The organism is Akkermansia massiliensis, assembly GCF_023516715.1.
Classification (GTDB): domain Bacteria; phylum Verrucomicrobiota; class Verrucomicrobiia; order Verrucomicrobiales; family Akkermansiaceae; genus Akkermansia; species Akkermansia massiliensis.
In genome coordinates, this window is the sequence record NZ_JAMGSI010000002.1 from 552,652 (window position 1) to 573,357 (window position 20,706).

Below are 20,706 nucleotides of genomic sequence, written 5' to 3' on the forward strand. Positions count from 1 at the left end.
CAAGCCCCGCCAGTTGAGGAACTGGCGGGGCCTGATGAAAAAAAATCCCGGCGGCGACCTACTCTTGCGGGACCTATCGTCCGACTACCATTGGCGCGGCAGCGTTTCACTTCCGGGTTCGGAACGGGACCGGGTGGGACCACTGCGCTCTGGCCACCGGGCTTCAGGGGGAAGAGTTTTTCATTTTCTTCATCCTGCCTGCCCGGGAGCCCTTGGGGGGGCTTTGAGGGGGATTTTTTAAGGGTTGTTGTGTGTGTGGCTAAGAAGATTTCCTCTCGTTACGAGGGGAAGGAATCAGCGTAAACTGACATCTGCGTGGCTGGTGGTGTTACTTTTAAACATACATCCAATGAACAAGACAACAGCAAGTTGTTATTCACGAACGGGAGTGATGTAATATGATGAAGTCTATTGGTGATTAGTATCGCTTGGCTCAATACATTGCTGCACTTACACCTGCGACCTATCAACGTGGTGGTCTTCCACGAACCTATAGGGAAAACTCATCTTGGGATGGGCTTGGCGCTTAGATGCTTTCAGCGCTTATCCCGTCCGCACTTAGCTACTCGGCCATGCACTTGACAGTACAACCGATGCACCAGTGGTGCGTCAGACCCGGTCCTCTCGTACTAAGGTCTGAACCCCTCAATTTTCCAACGCCCACAGAGGATAGAGGACCGAACTGTCTCGCGACGTTCTGAACCCAGCTCGCGTGCCGCTTTAACCGGCGAACAGCCGGACCCTTGGGACCTTCTCCAGCCCCAGGATGCGACGAGCCGACATCGAGGTGCCAAACCACGCCGTCGATATGAACTCTTGGGCGTGATCAGCCTGTTATCCCTAAGGTACCTTTTATCCGTTGAGCGACGGCAATTCCACTTTCTACCGCCGGATCACTTGGGCCTGCTTTCGCATCTGCTCGACTTGTTGGTCTCACAGTTAGGCGGGCTTATGCCCATGCACTCGACACCCGGTTGCCAACCGGGCTGAGCCCACCTTCGCGCTCCTCCGTTACTCTTTGGGAGGATACCGCCCCAGTAAAACTGACCGGCTGACACGGTCCTCTGGCCGGATTCACGGCTCAGGGTTAGATCCTCCAGTTTCAAAGGGTGGTGTCTCATTGATGACTCCGACGCCCCCTAAAGGGCGTCTTCAGCGTCTCCCACTTACTCTGAGCATTAAAACCGAAGAAACAATGACAGCTTACAGTTAAGGTCTATAGGGTCTTTCCGTCCTTCTGCGGGTAGGCGGCATCTTCACCGCCACTACAATTTCACTGAGCGCCTGGTTGAGACAGTGCCCAACTCGTTTCACGATTCGTGCAGGTCGGAACTTACCCGACAAGGAATTTCGCTACCTTAGGACCGTTATAGTTACGGCCGACATTCACCGGGACTTGGGTTCAGAGCTTCGCCTTGCGGCTAACCCCTTGCCTTAATCTTTCGGCATTGGTCACGTGTCACACCCTATACTTCGACTTGCGTCTTTGCAGAGTGCTGTGTTTTTGATAAACAGTCGGTTGGGCCATTTCTCTGCGGCCTGCATCGCTGCAGGCACCCCTTCTTCCGAAGTTACGGGGCTAATTTGCCGAGTTCCTTAACCAGGTTTCACTCTTACGCCTTGGTATATTCTACCCACCCACCTGTGTCGGTTTGCGGTACGGGTCGCTTAGCATACGCTGGGGCTTTTCTTGGCACTCGATCCAATGATGCGCTGAGTCCGTGGACTCAACTCGGAATTCAATAACCTAGTCATCTTTTCTCATGCGTCCCCCCAGTTTAAGGGTCGCGAGCTCAGGATTATTAACCTGATATCCATCGCCTACGCCTCTCGGCCTCGGCTTAGGTCCCGGCTAACCCAGGGACGAAACACGTTGCCCTGGAAACCTCGGGTTTACGGCGGCCGGGGATTTCACCCGGCTTTACGTTACTCATGTCTGCATACTCACTTGCATGTGCTCCAGGGTCAGTCGCCATCACCCTTCAACGCGCATGCAACGCTCTTCTACCACTCTACCGTAAGGTAAAGTCCAGAGCTTCGGTATAACGCTTGATCGCCAATCATTTTCGGCGCAGGATCACTCGATGAGTAAGCTATTACGCATTTTTTAAATGGTGGCTGCTTCTAAGCCAACATCCTCACTGTCTGTGTAATCCCACATCCTTTCCACTGAGCGTTATTTAGGCACCTTAGCTGCTGGTCTGGGTTGTTTCCCTCTCGACAATGAAGCTTATCCCCCACTGTCTCACTGCCACGTTCCATTGCACGGTATTCGGAGTTTGATAAGGTTTGGTAAGCGGGTGTGCCCCCTAGCCTTGTCAGTGCTCTACCCCCGCGCATCAGCACGTGACGCTGCACCTAAATGCATTTCGAAGAGAACCAGCTATCACGGGGTTTGATTAGCCTTTCACTCCTACCCTCAGCTCATCAGAGAACTTTTCAACGTTCACCTGTTCGGTCCTCCACATGGTTTTACCCATGCTTCAACCTGGCCAAGGGTAGGTCACCTCCGCTTCGGGTCCAGTACCTGCGACTTAATTCGCCCTATTCGGACTTGCTTTCGCTGCGACTCCGGGCCGGAAGCCCTTAGTCTTGCCACAAACACTGACTCGCAGACTCATTAAACAAAAGGCACGCCATCGCAGATTGCTCTGCTCTGACACTTTGTAGACATACGGTTTCAGGTTCTATTTCACTCCGCTCACAGCGGTTCTTTTCACCTTTCCCTCGCGGTACTTGTTCACTATCGGTCGCCAACTAGTATTTAGCCTTGCGCGGTGGTCCGCGCTGATTCATACATCGTTCCACGTGTGATGTATTACTCAGGATTCCACTAATTCCCACGCTGGATTTCGTCTACAGGGCTTTCACCTTCTACGGCCAGCCTTTCCAGGCTGTTCTACTATCCAGTATGGTCGAATATCTCGTGGTCCTACAACCCCGAAGGAGTACCTTCGGTTTGGGCTCCATCCGCTTTCGCTCGCCACTACTTACGGAATCGATTTCTCTTTCTTTTCCTCCGCTTACTGAGATGTTTCACTTCAGCGGGTTTCGCGTTTCATACCCTATGTATTCAGGTATGAACGATCGAGTATTGCCTCGATCAGGTTACCCCATTCGGATACCCCCGGATCATCGCTTGCTTGCAGCTTCCCGAGGATTTTCGCAGCTTGCCGCGTCCTTCTTCGCCTGTTGGCACCAAGGCATTCACCGTACGCCCTTACTTACTTCATCATATTGCAAAAGTTTTTTACCACTTCCACAATACCACAAAGCCCTTTCGTGACTTACTGTATTGTCTTATTTCTTGGTATGCATGTTTTAAATTGTGTATTGTAGTTGTTTTTCAACTACCCACTTTGTTGGAAAGCAATTGCTTCTCAGCAATTGTTTTCTTTGCCACGCAGATGTCAATTTTCGCTTTCCCTCAATAATCGATTTTTTTGGTGGGCCTGACAGGACTTGAACCTGTGACCCCGCGCTTATCAAGCGCGTGCTCTAACCAACTGAGCTACAGGCCCGGCTTTGGGTCTCTGAGAGACAGTTACCAAATACTAAAGTTTAGTTACTAAAGTTTTCCGGCTCCCGCCTTCTTACCGAAACTGGTGGAGGCACGGGGACTCGAACCCCGGACATCCAGCTTGCAAAGCTGGCGCTCTACCAACTGAGCTATACCCCCAGTTGCGGTTCTTTTTGAAAAAAGGTCGTCACGCACGTCGTGCCTAGTTTCGCTCCAAGCGAACTGGCTGTTTACACATCTTTGGTTCGTTGCGGGCCCTCGCGGGTTCCGCTCTCTCTTCCCTCGGGAAGAGATCCGACCTGTGCATTTTTCATGCACTTTCTCCATAGAAAGGAGGTGATCCAGCCGCAGGTTCCCCTACGGCTACCTTGTTACGACTTCATCCCAGTTACCAGTCTCACCTTAGGACCCTGCCTCCTTGCGGTTGGCTTCAGATACTTCGGGTGCGACCGGCTTCCATGATGTGACGGGCGGTGTGTACAAGACCCGGGAACGTATTCACGGCGCCGTAGCTGATGCGCCATTACTAGCGATTCCGGCTTCGTGTAGGCGGGTTGCAGCCTACAGTCCGAACTGGGCCCAGTTTTTAGGATTTCCTCCGCCTCGCGGCTTCGGCCCCCTCTGTACTGGGCATTGTAGTACGTGTGCAGCCCTGGGCATAAGGGCCATACTGACCTGACGTCGTCCCCACCTTCCTCCCAGTTGATCTGGGCAGTCTCGCCAGAGTCCCCACCTTTACGTGCTGGTAACTGGCAACAGGGGTTGCGCTCGTTGCTGGACTTAACCAAACATCTCACGACACGAGCTGACGACGGCCATGCAGCACCTGTGTAACGCCTCCGAAGAGTCGCATGCTTTCACATGTTGTTCATTACATGTCAAGCCCAGGTAAGGTTCTTCGCGTTGCATCGAATTAAGCCACATACTCCACCGCTTGTGCGGGTCCCCGTCAATTTCTTTGAGTTTTAATCTTGCGACCGTACTCCCCAGGCGGCACGCTTAACGCGTTAGCTCCGGCACGCAGGGGGTCGATTCCCCGCACACCAAGCGTGCACCGTTTACTGCCAGGACTACAGGGGTATCTAATCCCTTTCGCTCCCCTGGCCTTCGTGCCTCAGCGTCAGTTAATGTCCAGGAACCCGCCTTCGCCACGAGTGTTCCTCTCGATATCTACGCATTTCACTGCTACACCGAGAATTCCGGTTCCCCCTCCATTACTCTAGTCTCGCAGTATCATGTGCAGTCCGGGGGTTGAGCCCCCGCCTTTCACACACGACTTACGAAACCGCCTACGCACGCTTTACGCCCAGTGATTCCGAACAACGCTTGAGACCTCTGTATTACCGCGGCTGCTGGCACAGAGTTAGCCGTCTCTTCCTCTTGTGGTACTATCTTTTTAATTTGCTCCCACATGACAGGGGTTTACAATCCGAAGACCTTCATTCCCCCACGCGGCGTCGCACCATCAGGGTTTCCCCCATTGTGAATGTTTCTCGACTGCTGCCACCCGTAGGTGTCTGGACCGTGTCTCAGTTCCAGTGTGGCCGGACATCCTCTCAGACCGGCTCCCCGTCATCGCCTTGGTGAGCCGTTACCTCACCAACTAACTAATAGGACGCGAGCCCATCCCCAAGCGCATTGCTGCTTTAATCTTGCGATTTTATGCGGTATTAATCCCAGTTTCCCGGGGCTATCCCACTCTTGGGGGCAGGTTACTCACGTGTTACTCACCCGTGCGCCACTAGAGAATTATTAGCAAGCTAGCAATTCTCTCGTTCGACTTGCATGTCTTATCCACGCCGCCAGCGTTCGTTCTGAGCCAGAATCAAACTCTCCATCAAATATAATTTTTGAAATTGCTGGACCAAATGGAATCTTTCGATTTCATCTGCGCCATGCTTCAGTCAGCTCTTCCCTCAAGTTGTGTCTCTTGAAGTCCTCTTCGCTCTGCCAAGCACGGCGCGCGTCACGACCTTTTTTCTTTCCCCTTGCTTCTACCAATCCGCCCCTCTCGGAGCTAGGTCGCTCCTTTGGGTTTTTTCTCCCTCACACGTCTCTCGACGCATTCGGGAAAACCCTCGGCGGGTTCGGTAGTCATTCCCTTGAAATCTTCTTATCGGCCCCTTTAATGAGGCTCTTCCGGGTGGCCGGCCCCGGCTTCATTCAGGCCCTCTTTCGAGTCCCTCCTGCCGCCGGGCTTTTCATCCCGTCGCCGTGTTGGCGTGCCGAGAAGTCTACCATTTTCACCTCCCTTGTCAATTTTTTTCGAGTCGTTTTTTGTGAGAGTCTTTCACCCATTTTATCACGTCCATTCATAACTTCCAATTTATAAAATAGTTAGGCTTTTGTCATACTCCCCCTTCTTCGTGCCATTTTTTTGAACATTTTCTCCCGTGATGTTTCCGCAATAACTACAGTTCCTCTTTTTTGCCCCCTGCCAGGACGAAAAAAAGGGCTATTGAACGCAGGTGCTTCCTCCGCCCACCTCCATTGCATTCCTTCCCTTGAAAAGGAGGCTGAACCATTTTGTTTTCCCATGGACGGAAAGGATTTTTTCTGCTATCTATAGGAAGTTTTTATTATTTTGCCATCTATGAAAAGATCATTCTGGATTGGAATTATCTGCGCTGCCTGCTGCCTGGGAAACATTCCTTCCTCATCCGCTGTACAAACAGCCAGTATAGGCTCCACTTTTTCCTGCACCTTCCTGGATTCCGGGGACCAGGGATTTTTTGATTCATCAAGCACCCATACATGGGACCAAGGCCAGATAGACGCTGCCATGCGGGCGTTGACCACATGGGATAGCTTGATCAATTCCACCCCGGGCAGAACACTTACTGTTGGCCTCACCTGGTACGACGGAGCCAATTCCTCCACTCTGGCCTCCGCCTATTCCCCTTACTTCTACTACCAGTCAAATGGACCGCAACAGGTTTCCACCCTGGTGGAGTCCGTCTGGCGCGATGGGAGCACGAGGACTGCAACGGGCTACGATATTTACATCCAGTGCAATACCTCTCATTTGAATTCTCTTTATTACGAGACCGCCTTACCGGCGGAGCATACGGGAAAATATGATTTTCAAAGCATCCTGACCCATGAGATAGGGCATGCCGCAGGGTTTCTTTCCCTGGCGACACAAACCGGTACCTTCCAGGTCCAGTCCGGGAATGCTTCAGCAGCTTACAGCACCATGCTGTACACCAGGTATGATTCCCTGTTAACCAACCAGGAAGGCCAATCCATCGTGAATAAGGCCGGAAACGGGAATACGGCATTTACACTTGGAGAAACCCTGTCCCTGGGCGATACGGGGCTCACCGCCTATAACCCCGCCACCTGGCAGCAAGGGTCCAGCATGGCCCACATCGACAGCGCGAGCGATCCGGACGCCCTCATGCAGTATTCCATTTCGCCGGATACCTACCACCGTACCCTGACGGATGGAGAAATGGAATTGATGCGTTCCATGGGCTGGAAGATGGTTCCGGAGCCCGGCACCTCCACGCTTTCCCTGCTGGGGCTGGCCGTGCTCGCTTTACGAAGACGCCGCTGCTGACGGTTTCCTCTCCCGGATTTTCCTTTCACGCCGGCCAGACGGCAGTTTCCTTTAGCCGCCAGGGAGTGGATTGGTAGCAGAAGGGCGTTCCTGCCAGGGAACGCCCTTCATGGTTTTTCCCGGCGGCACACCGGAAAAGCAGCCTTTTCAGTTATTTCTTTTCCTTGGTAAAGTCCAGCTTGCCGCCCTTTTCCCGCACCACGATTTCCGTCCCTTCCGGGAAGTCGCCCTCCAGGAGCTTGAGGCTGAGGGGGTCCAGCAGGTCATGCTGAATGGCCCGCTTGAGGGGACGCGCTCCATAGACGGGGTCAAAGCCATGGTCCGCCACCAGGGCCGTAGCCTCCGGAGTCATGCGCAGGAACAGGCCCTTGGCTTCCAGGCGCTTGCGGACGCGCTGGAGCTGGATGTCCACAATGCCTTTGAGTTCCTCCGCCGTCAGACGGTCAAAGATGATGATTTCATCAATGCGGTTCAGGAATTCCGGGCGGAAGTGGCCGCGCAGGGCTTCCATCGCCTTGGCTTCCCGCTGTTCCGCGTTGGATTCATTGAGGATGTACTGGCTGCCGATGTTGGAGGTCATGATGATGACAGTATTCCGGAAGTCCACCGTACGCCCCTGGCCGTCCGTGATGCGGCCGTCATCCAATACCTGGAGCAGCACGTTGAAGACGTCTGGATGGGCTTTTTCAATTTCATCAAAGAGGACCACGCAGTACGGACGGCGGCGCACGGCTTCAGAGAGCTGGCCGCCTTCTTCATAACCCACATATCCGGGAGGCGCCCCGATGAGGCGCGCCACGGAGTGCTTTTCCATGTATTCGGACATGTCAATGCGCACGATGGCGTTTTCATTGTCAAAGAGGAATTCCGCCAGCGCCTTGCTGAGCTCCGTCTTGCCCACGCCCGTGGGGCCCAGGAACAGGAAGGAGCCGATGGGTCTGTTTTCATCCTGCAATCCCGCGCGGGCGCGCCGCACGGCGTCGGACACGGCCTTGACGGCCTGCTTCTGCCCGATCACGCGGGCGCCCAGGCGTTCTTCCATGTGCACCAGCTTGGCGCGCTCCCCTTCCTGCAGGCGCGCGGCGGGAATGCCGGTCCAGGTGGCCACCACCTTGGCGATGTCCCCTTCCGTGACTTCCTCCTTGAGCAGGCCTCCGTCCTCCTTCTGCATTTTGTTGAGCTTTTCCTTGCCTTCCGTCAGGGCGCGTTCCGCTTCCGGAAGTTCACCGTACGTGATTTCGGAAGCGCGGGTCAGATCCCCCATTCTCTTGGCCCTTTCGCTTTCCAGCTTGAGGGCCTCTATTTTTTCCTGTTCCCTGCGGACGGCGTCCAGAACGTCTTTTTCACTTTTCCACTTGGCAATCATGGAGCCGGATTTTTCCTTCAGGTCCGCCAGATCCTTGGTGATTTTTTCCAGACGCGCCTTGCTGTCGGCATCCTCTTCCTTCACCAGGGCCTGCCGTTCCATTTCAAGCTGCATGGCTTCACGTTCGATCTGGTCGATTTCCGTGGGCATGGAATCCAGCTCAATCTTGAGCCGGGCCGCTGCTTCGTCCACCAGGTCCACCGCCTTGTCAGGCAGGAAACGGTCTGAGATATAACGGTCGGAAAGAGTGGCGGCAGCCACGATGGCGGCGTCCGTAATGCGCACGCCGTGGTGAACTTCATAACGTTCCTTCAGGCCGCGCAGAATGGCGATGGTGTCCTCCACGCTGGGTTCAGACACCATGACAGGCTGAAACCGTCGTTCCAGGGCCGCATCCTTTTCAATGTATTTGCGGTATTCGTCCAGCGTCGTCGCGCCGATGGTCCGCAGTTCGCCACGGGCCAGAGCGGGCTTAAGCAGGTTGGAGGCGTCCACCGCCCCTTCACTGGCGCCCGCGCCCACGATGGTGTGCAGTTCGTCAATGAACAGGATGATTTCGCCGTTGGAGTCCGTCACTTCCTTGAGGAAGGATTTCAAGCGTTCTTCAAATTCGCCGCGGTATTTGGCCCCCGCGAGCATGGACCCGATGTTGAGGGACACAATGCGCTTGTTGCGCATGCTTTCCGGCACGTCACCGTTGACAATGCGCCGCGCCAGGCCTTCTGCAATGGCGGTCTTGCCCACGCCGGGCTCCCCGATGAGCACGGGGTTGTTCTTGGTCCGGCGGGAAAGGATCTGGAGGACGCGGCGGATTTCCGTATCACGGCCGATAACGGGGTCAATCTTGCCGGCGCGGGCGCGGGCCGTCAGGTCCGTGCCGTATTTTTCCAGCGTCTGGTATTTGCCTTCCGGGTTGTCGTCCGTCACGCGCTGGTTGCCGCGCACTTCCTTCATGGCGGCCAGATAGTTGTCCTTGGTCAGTCCAAAGGTGTCCGTCAACTGGTGCACCTTGTTCTGCGTGTCCAGAGCCCCCAGCATGAAGTGCTCCACGCTGAGGTAGTCATCCTTGAGCTTTTTGCGTTCATCCTCGGCAGCGTGCATCACCGTAGCCAGGTCACGGCCCATCTGGGGCTGCGTGGTAGCACCGCTCTGGGTGGGTTCATGGGATACTTCCCTCTGGGCGGCCTGCAACAGCAGGCCCGGATCACAAGAGGCCTTCCGGAGAATAGGGGAAAGAATTCCGCCGTCCTGCTCCAGCAACGCCACCAGAACGTCCAGGGAGGAAATTTCCGGCTTTCCGAGCCGCCCTGCCGTCTGCTGCGCCTGCATCAGCGCTTCCTGAAATTTTGTTGTTAGATTGTTAAGCATGGTATGTTGGTAATTTAGACATAAGAATATCTCCAACCGTTGAATGGGAAAGCAGGATTTTTGCCGTTATCCAAATTTTTTTGACCCTCCGAATTCCTTGTAATATTGTAGTGCATCCGGCGTATTTTACAGAACCCGCATTTTACCGGCCTTTTCTTTTTTCCTGTCTCCAGTTTTTTACCAAAATGATCCGTCTTTCTTTTCTTCCGTTCCTATGCTCCGCCCTGCTCCTGGTTCAAACGGGAGCCTCCGGCAAGGAGATGCCTTCCCCCTATCCCGCTCCGGAACCCGGCGTCCGCCTGACACCGCCGGAATCACCGGCTCCCGTGCTGAACGAACCGCGGCTTTTCGGCGCACGTCCCGGCTCCCCCATCCAGTTCGCCATCTGCGCCAGCGGAGAACGCCCCATGAGCTTTGCCGCCGCCAAATTGCCCCCCGGCGTGAAGCTGGACAGGGAAACCGGCGTCATCACCGGTAAAATCAGCCGTCCGGGAACTTATGCCTTTCCCGTGCAGATAAGCAACAGCCACGGCAAAGCGAACGGGACCATCACTGTCCGCATCGGGAAGGAGATGTGCCTGACTCCCCCCATGGGCTGGAGCAGCTGGTATTCCTACAGCGGCGGCGTGAGCCAGGAAAATATCCTGAAAACCGCCCGGCTGCTCATCAGTTCCGGGCTGGCCCAATACGGCTACCGCTATGTCAACATTGACGATTGCTGGCAAGGCGCCAGAGGCGGCAAGTACCGCGCCATCCAGCCCAACAAGCGTTTTCCGGATATGAAGTCCATGTGCCGTGAAATCCACAGCCTGGGACTGAAAGCGGGGATTTACTCAACCCCGTGGATGGGAACTTACGCCGGCTACATGGGAGGCACTTCCCCCAATCCGCAGGGAGATTATTCCTCCCTGGCCCTTCCTGAAAGCAAACGCCCGCAGCCCGATCAATTGTTCGGGAGCTGTCCGGGTTCCCAGCGGCTGGGAGCCGCCAAAACAGGCCCCGTATGGATGATTACCCAGGATGCCAGGCAGTGGGCGGAATGGGGGTTTGACTACGTCAAGATGGACTGGTACCTGATCGACGTGCCCAGCACGGAAAGAATCGCGGCGGATTTGAAAAAAAGCGGCAGGGATATTGTGCTGAGCGTTTCCAATTCCACCCCGTTCGAGATTGCCGGCCCCATCAGCAAAACGGCCAACGTCTGGCGCACGACGGGAGATATCGAAGACCACTGGGGCAGTTTGAAGAAGATCGCTTCCTCCCAGGAGAAATGGCAGCCCTATGCCGGACCGGGGCACTGGAATGATCCGGACATGCTTCAAATCGGCCGCCTGGGCAAGGTCGGAAAGGCGAATACCACATTCTCCCCCACCCGGCTGACTCCGGACGAGCAGTATTTCCAGATGTCCTTCTGGGCCATAATATCCGCCCCCCTGATTATTTCATGCGATCTGGAGCATCTGGACGATTTCACGCGGGGCATCCTGTGCAACCGGGAAGTGATCGCCGTCAACCAGACGTTTCACGGCCCTTCGGAAAAAGTCCTGTCCCAAGATGATGGAGAAGTATGGATCAAACCGCTGGGGGAAGGCCGTACCGCCGTCGGCTTTTTCAATAAAAGCAATAAAGGCCAGACCATTCATGTCCCCCTTTCCCGCCTCAAGCTGAAGTCTCCGCAAAACGCGCGCGACCTGTGGAAGCAGGAAAACGCCGGCACGGCAAGCCGGGAAATGAAGGTGCGGCTCAATCCCCACGGAGCGGCCCTGTTTCTTCTGGAAGGCAAAAGATAGCCCCATGGTTCTGGAGGAGAGTTCCTCCCTTTCATTCATAAAATCCGCCCCGGCGACCGGAGAAAGATGCGGAACCAAGGCACCGGACAACTGCCGGACGATTTTTCCGCCAGGGTATTCCCCGGACCGGGACGGTCAACTATATACCACTAACTGGGGGGCAATGTATCCAGGGCGGCGTTCAGCGTCATCACGTTGATTACGTTTTCCCCCAGGATGCCGCCCGGAATGAGGTGTTCCGCCACCAATCGCCTTACTTTTTCCAGTGGCAGCTTGCGGGCCGCCGCCACGCGGGCCGCCTGGAATTCCGCCGCTTCCGGGGAAATGCAGGATTCCAGACCGCTTCCAGAAGCGAACAGGAGATCTGCCGGAACAGGCGTTTCCTGCGGCAGGTTGTGGGCTTTCAGCAGGGCCGCCTTGCGCTCCGCCACCGTCCTGACCAGTTCTCCGGAGGTCCAGGAGAGGTTGCTGGCACCGGAAGGCATGGTGGCGTAGTCCCCGGCGGAGGGCCTGGGCCAGAAGTACCTGGCGGAAGTGAAGGGCTGGGCGATGAGCTCCGAGGCGATGACTTCCCCCCGTTCATTCCGGATCAGGGAGCCGTGCGCCTGATGGGGGAACAGAATCAGGCTGACAAGCGTGACAGCCAGGGGATAAATGCCGCCGGTGACGACGGCCAGCGCCAGAAACAGGCGCAGATTGGGAAATGTCCATTTCATAATGATTCAGCAGGTTGATTTTTAATTGTTCAGACGAGGTGCAGGGCGGTGACGGCCATGTCAATGAGCTTGATGCCGATGAACGGCGCAATCAGGCCGCCTACCCCGTAAATGAGGATGTTGCGCTTCAGCAGGGAGGCTGCTCCCGCCGGTCGGTAGGAAACCCCCTTCAAGGCCAGTGGAATAAGCGCCACGATAATGAGGGCGTTGAAGATCACCGCGCTGAGGATGGCGCTCTGCGGGGAGTGCAGTCCCATCACGTTCAGGGCGGAAAGCGGCCCCCGGGCCATGCCGTCAGCCACAAAGAGGCCCGCAAACATGGCGGGGATGATGGCGAAGTACTTGGCCACGTCATTGGCGAAGGAGAAGGTGGTCAGCGCGCCGCGGGTGATCAGCATTTGCTTGCCGATTTCCACGATTTCAATCAGCTTGGTCGGGTTGCTGTCCAGGTCTACCATGTTGCCCGCCTCCCGGGCGGCCTGCGTGCCGGTGTTCATCGCCACGCCCACATCGGCCTGGGCCAGGGCGGGAGCGTCGTTGGTGCCGTCCCCGGTCATGGCCACCAGATGGCCTTCCGCCTGTTCTTCACGGATGCGCGCCAGCTTCATTTCCGGCGTGGCTTCCGCAATGAAGTCATCCACTCCGGCCTCCGCCGCAATGGATGCGGCAGTCAGGGCATTGTCCCCTGTCACCATGACGGTGCGGATGCCCATGGCCCGGAGCCGGGCGAAGCGTTCCTTAATGCCGCCCTTGACGATGTCTTTCAGGTAAATGACGCCCAGCACGTCCCTTCCCCGTGCCACCACCAGCGGCGTGCCGCCGGCACGCGCGACGTTCTGCACGGTCATTTCCACCTCCTGCGGGAAGGCTCCGCCCTGGTCCTTCACCCACTGCGCCACGCTTTCCGCAGCGCCTTTCCGGATGGAAACGGCCGGCTGGCCGCCGTGCGCCGCAATGTCCACGCCGCTCATGCGGGTGGAAGCGGAGAACGGAACAAAGGTGATGTGGTCCGCGTCCATGTGGCGGCCCCGGATTCCAAATTGCTTTTTGGCCAGCACTACGATGCTACGCCCTTCCGGCGTTTCATCGGACAGGGAGGCGAGCTGGGCGGCTTCCGCCAGCTGCTGGTCCTCCACGCCGGGCGCAGGCAGGAATTCATTCGCCATGCGGTTGCCGAAGGTGATGGTTCCGGTCTTGTCCAGCATCAGCACATCAATGTCCCCGGCCGCTTCCACGGCACGGCCGGACGTAGCCAGCACGTTCCGGCGCACCAGCCGGTCAATGCCGCTGATGCCGATGGCGCTCAGCAGGCCGCCGATCGTCGTCGGAATCAGGCACACCAGCAGGGAGACCAGAACGGGCAGGGAGATATGGCCGTCCGCCCTGAAGCCCAGCGCCCGGGCGGAATCTTCAATGTATCCGGCCATGGCTGGGAGGGAAAGCACTACGGCAATGAAGACGATGGTCAGCGCCACGAGCAGGATGCCCAGCGCGATTTCATTGGGCGTCTTCTGCCGGCTGGCGCCCTCCACCATGGCGATCATGCGGTCCAGGAAGGTATTGCCCGGTTCCGCCGTGATGCGGATGACGATGCCGTCGCTGATCACGCGGGTGCCCCCCGTTACGGCGCTGCGGTCTCCCCCGCTTTCACGGATGACCGGGGCGGATTCCCCGGTAATGGCGGATTCGTCCACGCTGGCGATGCCTTCAATCACCTCGCCGTCAAGAGGAATGATGTCCCCGGCCTCGCACAGCACTTTTTGCCCCTTGCGCAGCTCGGAAACGGAGACTATTTCCTCCGTCCCCTTGTCCGTCAGCAGACGGGCGTTCACATAGACGCGCATTTTTTTCAGAGCGTCCGCCTGGGCCTTTCCACGGCCTTCCGCCAATGCTTCCGCAAAGTTGGCGAACAGGACGGTGAACCAGAGCCAGAGTGTGACTTGCAGGGTAAAGCCGAAAGGCTGCCCGGCGGCGGCATCCCGGATAAGGACGACCGTAGCAACCAGGGCACCGATGGCCGTGACGAATATCACGAAGTTTTTGGATAAAGCACGCGGGTCAAATTTGCGCAGCGCGTCCCGGAAGGCCGTTTTCAGCATGGCCCCGTTACACCAGGATTGATTCTTTTTTTCTTCTTTCATCATCATAAAATCTGGTTTGTTGGTGAATGCTCCTTACAGCATGGTTCCCGAATACAGGAGCAGATGCTCCAGAATGGGCCCCAGGGCCAGGGCCGGGAAGAAGGTGAGGGCGCCTACAATCAGCACCACGGCCACCAGCAGAACCATGAACATCAGGTTGTCCGTCGCCATGGTGCCCTGGGCCGGAGGCGCGGTTTTCTTGGATACCATGCTGCCCGCAATGATCATCACCGGAATGATGGCTCCGAAGCGGGCCAGCAGCATCGCCAGGCCGCCCAGCACGGAATAGAAAGGCGTATCCCCCACAGCCAGGCCGGCAAAGGCGCTCCCGTTGTTCCCGGCCTGGGAACCGAAGCAGTACAGGATTTCCGTCAGCCCGTGGGGTCCGGCATTGCAGATGGATTCACGCCCCACTTCCGTAGCGGCGGCCAGTCCGCTCATAAGCAGGACGGTTATGCCGGGCAGCAGAACGCCCACCATGGACCAGCGCACTTCCCGCGCTTCAATTTTTTTGCCCAGGAATTCGGGAGTACGCCCCACCATCAGCCCGCACAGGAAGACAGTGATCATGGCGAACATCAGCATGCCGTACAGGCCGCAGCCCAGGCCGCCGAAGATCACTTCACCCAGCAGCATGTTGAACAGGGCAATGCCGCCGCCCAGTGGGGACATGCTGCAGTGCATGCAGTTCACGGAGCCGTTGGAGGAGGCCGTCGTAGCCACGGACCAGAGGGAGCTGTTCGTCACGCCCAGGCGCACTTCCTTGCCTTCCAGCATTTCCATGCCGGGGAACAGCGGGTTCCCCGTGTGTTCCGCCCACTGGGAAAGCCCGATGGTCGTCACAAGCAGAAGCATCATGGCGCCGAAGATGATCCAGCCCTGCCTTTTTTTCCCGATCATCACGCCGTAGGCGTACGGGCAGGCGCAGCCGATCAGGAGCAGGGAGAGCATTTCAATCATGTTGCTGAACGGCGTGGGGTTTTCAAAGGGGTGCGTGCTGTTGTTCCCGAAGAAGCCGCCGCCGTTCGTCCCAAGCTGCTTGATGGCCACCTGGGAGGCCGCCGGACCGTTGGGAATCACCTGCTCCACGCCGTCCATGCCCGGTACGGTGGCGGGTCCGTCAAAGGACTGCACCACCCCCTGGGAGACCAGCAGAAGCGCGACGACCACGGAAATCGGAATCAGAAAGTACAAGGTACTGCGCGTCAGGTCCGCCCAGAAGTTGCCCAGAGTGGAGGCGCATTTCCTTTTCAGACCGCGGATCAGGGCGGCCATGACGGCAATCCCCGTGGCGGCGCTGACGAAGTTCTGCACGCCCAGCCCGGTCATCTGGACAAAGTAGCTGATGCCTTCCGGCCCTTCGCCGGAGTAGAACTGCCAGTTCGTGTTGGTCATGAAGCTGATGGCCGTATTCAGGGCAATGTCCCACCGCATGTTTTCCGTGCCGGCGGGATTCAGCGGCAGCCATTTCTGGCACAGCAGGGAAAGGAACAGGATGAGGAATCCGGCGGCGTTGAACAGAAGAACGGCCGTCAGATACTTTTTCCAGTCCATTTCGCGGGAGGGGTCCACGCCGGCCACACGGTAGGTGCAGCGCTCCACGGGACCAAGAACCGGGGAAAGCCAGCTCCGCTTTCCCTGTAAAACATTCGCCAGCCACTTCCCGAGCAACGGAGTGAAGGCGACCAGTATGCCTATGAATAGGACAATGATTAACAAGTCGTGTGAGGACATAACGCAACTTTATACATGTTCCGGAAATTCCGGGTAGTTAACAAGGGGCTGCCGGACATTAAGAAATTGTTAATTTCCCTCCGGAAGCCCGTTTTTCATGACGCCAGTACGCCGTTAGAATTCCACGCCCAGGCGGAAGCCCACCCAGAACTCGTCCCCGGCGTCCCTGCGGCGCAGCACCGTAGCCGCCTGGGAATAATTGACGGAGCCGGAAAGGGAATAATGTTCCGCAAACCGCCACGTCACGCCCAGGCTCCAGTCAATGCAGTTGGAGCCGTCGTCATAGTCCACGTTATAACCGCCGTTGTACCCGTACCTGGCCATGGGCGTTACCGTCACGTTCTCCACGGGGGACCATTCCAGTTGCACAAAGGCGCTGTAATAGGCTTCAAAATCCTGGTGTTCCACCTTCACCTGGGTTTCCGCCCCCACGGTCAGCCAGTCCGTCACGGCATAGGAGACGGTCAGGGCCGGATTGGCTACGTTGTAGTCCTGCGTGAAGTAGAACTGGTGCTCATACCAGGGATTGACGGTCCACTTCCCCAGCTTCCAGGCGTAACCCAGAACCAGGTCCAGCTCGTCATAATTGGAGGAATCCCCCCCGGCGTACCAGGCGCTGAGCGTAAGGTCTTTCCAGGAGATGCTCGGAGCCACTTCCCAGATGCCGCTGCCCGGCAGGCAGTCCAGCCCTTCCGTCACGTATTTGCTGGACCAGCCCGCGGAAAGGGAGAAAGCCCAGTCCGTGTCCGTAGAAGGGATGGCGGCCTCCTGCGCGTTGGCCAGGGAGGGAGAGGAGGGAGAGGCCGTTTCCCCGCCCATGCAGGCGGTTCCTGCCATCATGGCGCAGCCCAGAACTGCGGCCCCTATGTTTTTTGCGGTGTGTGTAATCTTCATAAAGACGTATCGAATACGTCCTGAATCCTACACAGCATATTGACCTTCGTGAAGTTAAGCCATGCCCTGCAACCGTTATGAAAAAATATATTTCCCGGCTTCCACGGGTGGAAGGCCACAGCCTTTCCCGGCCCGCGGAAATGGGAAAAAGATTTATTCAGCTCCGTCCGCCACAATTCTGTACCCCAGGCCGGATTCCGCGCGGATGATGCGGTTTTCCGGATCGGAATCCCCCAGCTTCTGGCGCAGGTGGGCGATGTGCACCCGCAGGTAGTGCGTATCTTCCTCATGCTGGGGGCCCCAGATTTCACGGAGAAGCTGGCGGTGGGTCATCACCTTGCCCTGATGGAGCAGCAGAAGGCGCAGAATGCCGTATTCCTTGGAGGTCAGATGGATTTCCTCCTTCCCCTTCTCCACGCGCCGGGAGCTCAGGTCCACAATGATGGATCCCAGCCGGAATACGGAGGGCTCCCTGTCCGGCCGGTTGCGCCGCAGCATCACGCGCAGGCGCGCCAGCAGTTCCCGGCCGCTGAACGGCTTGGTCAGGTAATCGTCCGCCCCGGCGTCCAGGGCGTCCACCTTCTCATCCTCCCTGTCCCAGGCCGTCAGGATCAGAATGGGAACCTGCGTCCATTCCCGGAGCTGTTTGAGCACTTCCAGTCCGTTGATGTCCGGAAGGCCCAGGTCCAGAATAATGGCGTCCGGCCGTTTCAGAGCGGTCTCGCTCAGGCCGAGCTGCCCGTTTTCACACTCGCGGACATGGTAGCCTGCGCCGGTCAGCGTCAGGTTCAGGAGACGGCGTATCTGCCGTTCGTCATCAATAACCAGGATATCTGCGGGAAGGTCGCTCATAACACGGGGAAGGAAGGTTTATTCTTCAGGAACATGATCATGCTCCACCAGGGGAAGGACAAGACGGAAACAGGTTCCGGCGGGAACGGCAACCAGGGTAACGGCTCCCCGCTGCGCCTCCATGAAACCGCGCACGATGGAAAGCCCCAGGCCCAGGCCGCCGGGCCGCGTCGTCCGGAAACGCTCAAAAATGGTTTCCGCCCGTTCGGGGGGAATGCCCGGCCCCAGGTCATGGACATCCAGCCAGACCTGGCCGCGCACGGGATCGGCGCCGCCCTTCAGCGTAATGGGGGTTCCCGCAGGAGTATGCACGCAGGCATTCAGCAGCAGATTGACCAGCACCTGCTCCATCAGGGAGAAATCCGCCTTCACCAGCGGATAATCCGGCGGCAGGGCGACAGACACGGGATGGTCCCGGCGCGCCTCCCTGGTGGCGGCCAGAGCCCCTTCAATCACATCCCCCAGGTCGCACCAGTCCAGTTTGGGCTTCAGAGCGCCGGATTCCAGGCGGCTCACGTCCAGCAAATTTTTCACCAGGCGGCGCAGGCGGCGTGCGGCCAGCAGGATTTCCCCATACTCCTCCCGTTCCTCCGGCGCGGACGCGGCGCGCCCGGCCAGCTTCTCACAGCCGCCCTCAATCACGGCCAGAGGCGTCTTGAACTCATGGGAAACGCTGTCCAGCAGGGAGCGGTGCAGTTTTCCGGATTCCTCCATGAGCCGCGTACGCGCCCGTTCCGCCCGCAGTTCTTCACGTTCCAGCGCCATGGCCAGCTGCGCGCCCATGCTTTCCAGCAAATCCTTCTGCCCTGCCGTAAGGCGCTCCCCTTCCTCCGGCCTCACGCCCAGCACGCCCATGCAGCGTTCCCCGGACATCATGGGGAGGTAAAACCCTTCCGCCACCGGGAGCGTATCCGTAAACCTGCCTGCGGGCCGGCGGTGCTCCAGGCACCAGGCAGCCACGCTCCATTCCTTGTCATCCATGGAAAAAGCCCCCCCGGATTCCCAAAGCTTCAGCCTGCGGCCGCTGCCTTCCGGCGTCATGACCGCCAGGCGCACCCCCATGATCTGGCTGATCTGCCCTGCGGCGACGGAAATCAGGGAAGGCACGTCCGAGGCGGACCCAATGGCCCGCGAATACAGGAACAGGGCATTCGTCTTTTTTTCCCGTTCCCGCTCCTCCTGCTCGCGGACCCTCAGGCGGGAAGTGAGCCGCCCCGTGGAGAGAGCCACCAGAAAGAAGAAAAGGCACATCAGGGCATCCTCCAGCCGTTCTATCTTGAACGTCATCACCGGGGGAATGAACAGCAGGTTCCACAGCAGGGCGCTCAGCGCAGCGGCCATCAGCATGGCCCAGCGGGAACGGATGAAAAAGCCCAGGCCCACTACTCCCGCCAGATACAGGAAGCCGGGAGCGAAATAACCGGTAAACGCGGAAATCAACAGGCCGATTCCCGTAACGGCCGCCGTCACGCCTGCGGCCAGCCAGTAGTCCCGGCCATATTTTTCCGTTTCCCGGTGCCAGCTCTTCCACCGGTTCCGGACCGGACCGGGAGCGGCGGGAACTACGTAAATGTCAATCTGGTCGCTCCCCTTTACCAGTTTGTCCACCAGGGACATGGGCCGCACCAGCCCCCACAGGTAAGCCTCCTGCGGCTTGCCCACCACAATCTGGCTGACATTTCTCAAAAAGGCCATGCGGAGCAGCGTCTCCGCCAGGTCGGAACCGGGCATCACGATCACTTCCGCACCCAGCCGCCGCGCCAGCTCCAGGTTGGCGTCCAGCCGCTGCTGCTGTTCGGGGGACAGCGGCACGCCCGTATCCACGGAAAGGGCAATCCACGGAGCGTTCAGGGCGTAAGCCATGCGCCGCGTCCAGCGCACCAGCCGGGCGGAAAACGGGCTGGGCCCCACGGCTACCATCAGCCGTTCCCCGCTGCGCCAGATGGAGCGGTCCCCGGAGATGGTGCGCACCTCCGTCAGCTCATGGTCCACCTTCTCCGCCATGATGCGCAGGGCCAGTTCCCGGAGGGCCGTAAGGTTGGACTCCTTGAAAAAATGGTTCAGCGCGGCGGAAGCCTGGGGAGCGCTGTATACCTTCCCTTCCTGAAGACGCGTCCGCAACTGCTCCGGCGTGATGTCCACCAACTGGATGCAGTCCGCCTCCGCCAGCACGGAATCCGGCACGGTTTCCTGTACGGGAGCGGCGGTAATGTCATGAACGGTATCGGAACGGCTTTCCAGATGCTGCACGTTCAGCGTGGTGTAAACGTCTATCCCTGCGGCCAGCAAATCCTCCACATCCTGGTAGCGCTTCCTGTGACGCATTCCGGGAACGTTCGTATGCGCCAGCTCGTCCACCAGAATGAGCTGGGGCTTCACGCGCAGCGCCTCCTCCAGGTCGAACTCCTCCATCTGCACGCCCCGGTAAGCCATTTTCTTCATGGGAAGGCGCGGCAGCCTGCCGATAAGGCGCATCGTATCCTCCCGGCCATGGGATTCCGCCACGCCGATCATGACCTGCACGCCCTTGCCCGCCGCCTGGATGGCGGCCTCCAGCATGGCGTACGTCTTGCCCACTCCCGGCGCCATGCCGAAGAAGATTTTCAGCAGGCCGCGGCCGGGGCGGGATTCCTCCCTCCGGATGGAGGCCAGAATCCTGTCTGCCCGCTGGCTGTCCGAATGCGTTTCTGAAAACATGAAAAAAGGGAACCGTAATGGTATCCGGCTTGAATGTTAGAATTAACCTAATAGAAGACCGTTCAA

At 57.9% G+C, this 20,706-nt stretch carries 9 protein-coding genes, 2 tRNA genes and 3 rRNA genes; 2 read left to right on the plus strand and 12 right to left on the minus strand.

Annotated features, from left to right (window positions below):
• Nucleotides 1-45: 45 nt before the first annotated feature.
• From rrf to M8N44_RS10050, 5 genes are all read right to left on the minus strand, one after another.
• Nucleotides 46-161 (minus strand): 5S ribosomal RNA (rrf, locus tag M8N44_RS10030).
• Nucleotides 162-398: 237 nt separating this feature from the next.
• Nucleotides 399-3,234 (minus strand): 23S ribosomal RNA (locus tag M8N44_RS10035).
• A gap of 210 nt (nucleotides 3,235-3,444) precedes the next feature.
• Nucleotides 3,445-3,521: transfer RNA gene (locus M8N44_RS10040), tRNA-Ile, on the minus strand.
• Nucleotides 3,522-3,603: 82 nt separating this feature from the next.
• Nucleotides 3,604-3,679, minus strand: a tRNA-Ala gene (locus M8N44_RS10045).
• Between the two features lie 170 nt (nucleotides 3,680-3,849).
• Nucleotides 3,850-5,361, minus strand: a 16S ribosomal RNA gene (locus M8N44_RS10050).
• The 16S, 23S and 5S rRNA genes sit together here with 2 tRNA genes alongside, the layout of an rRNA operon.
• A 968-nt stretch (nucleotides 5,362-6,329) precedes the next feature.
• Between M8N44_RS10050 and M8N44_RS10055 the strand changes: the two genes are divergently transcribed.
• On the plus strand, nucleotides 6,330-7,082 hold the full coding sequence (locus M8N44_RS10055; protein WP_102728524.1) for a PEP-CTERM sorting domain-containing protein: 753 nt from the start codon (nucleotides 6,330-6,332) through the stop codon (nucleotides 7,080-7,082).
• 151 nt (nucleotides 7,083-7,233) lie between these two features.
• On the opposite strand, the gene clpB is transcribed toward M8N44_RS10055, so the two are convergent.
• Nucleotides 7,234-9,816 (minus strand): ATP-dependent chaperone ClpB, encoded by a 2,583-nt coding sequence (clpB, locus tag M8N44_RS10060; RefSeq protein ID WP_102726475.1) that lies wholly within the window; start codon nucleotides 9,814-9,816, stop codon nucleotides 7,234-7,236.
• 185 nt (nucleotides 9,817-10,001) lie between these two features.
• Here clpB and M8N44_RS10065 point away from each other — a divergent pair, with 185 nt between their 5' ends.
• Nucleotides 10,002-11,606 carry a putative Ig domain-containing protein gene (locus M8N44_RS10065; RefSeq protein ID WP_146021136.1) on the plus strand — a complete coding sequence of 535 codons (1,605 nt, stop codon included), beginning with the start codon at nucleotides 10,002-10,004 and terminating at the stop codon, nucleotides 11,604-11,606.
• A 149-nt stretch (nucleotides 11,607-11,755) separates the two neighbouring features.
• Here M8N44_RS10065 and kdpC read toward each other — a convergent pair whose 3' ends face one another.
• From kdpC to M8N44_RS10095, 6 genes are all read right to left on the minus strand, one after another.
• Nucleotides 11,756-12,322, minus strand: a complete 567-nt coding sequence (kdpC, locus tag M8N44_RS10070) for a potassium-transporting ATPase subunit KdpC (RefSeq protein WP_102721304.1) — start codon at nucleotides 12,320-12,322, stop codon at nucleotides 11,756-11,758.
• A 29-nt stretch (nucleotides 12,323-12,351) separates the two neighbouring features.
• Complete coding sequence (gene kdpB / locus M8N44_RS10075) at nucleotides 12,352-14,463, minus strand: potassium-transporting ATPase subunit KdpB (RefSeq protein WP_102728571.1); 2,112 nt, start codon at nucleotides 14,461-14,463, stop codon at nucleotides 12,352-12,354.
• A gap of 33 nt (nucleotides 14,464-14,496) precedes the next feature.
• A complete protein-coding gene (gene kdpA / locus M8N44_RS10080; RefSeq protein WP_102728522.1) occupies nucleotides 14,497-16,197 on the minus strand; it encodes a potassium-transporting ATPase subunit KdpA in 1,701 nt (566 codons plus the stop codon).
• Nucleotides 16,198-16,311: 114 nt separating this feature from the next.
• The gene (locus tag M8N44_RS10085; protein ID WP_102749400.1) at nucleotides 16,312-17,091 is read right to left on the minus strand and encodes a TonB-dependent receptor; all 780 of its coding nucleotides are present in this window, start codon (nucleotides 17,089-17,091) and stop codon (nucleotides 16,312-16,314) included.
• A 153-nt stretch (nucleotides 17,092-17,244) separates the two neighbouring features.
• Complete coding sequence (locus M8N44_RS10090; protein ID WP_022397916.1) at nucleotides 17,245-17,943, minus strand: response regulator; 699 nt, start codon at nucleotides 17,941-17,943, stop codon at nucleotides 17,245-17,247.
• 18 nt (nucleotides 17,944-17,961) lie between these two features.
• Nucleotides 17,962-20,640 carry a sensor histidine kinase gene (locus tag M8N44_RS10095; RefSeq protein ID WP_102721301.1) on the minus strand — a complete coding sequence of 893 codons (2,679 nt, stop codon included), beginning with the start codon at nucleotides 20,638-20,640 and terminating at the stop codon, nucleotides 17,962-17,964.
• Between the last annotated feature and the right edge of the window lie 66 nt (nucleotides 20,641-20,706).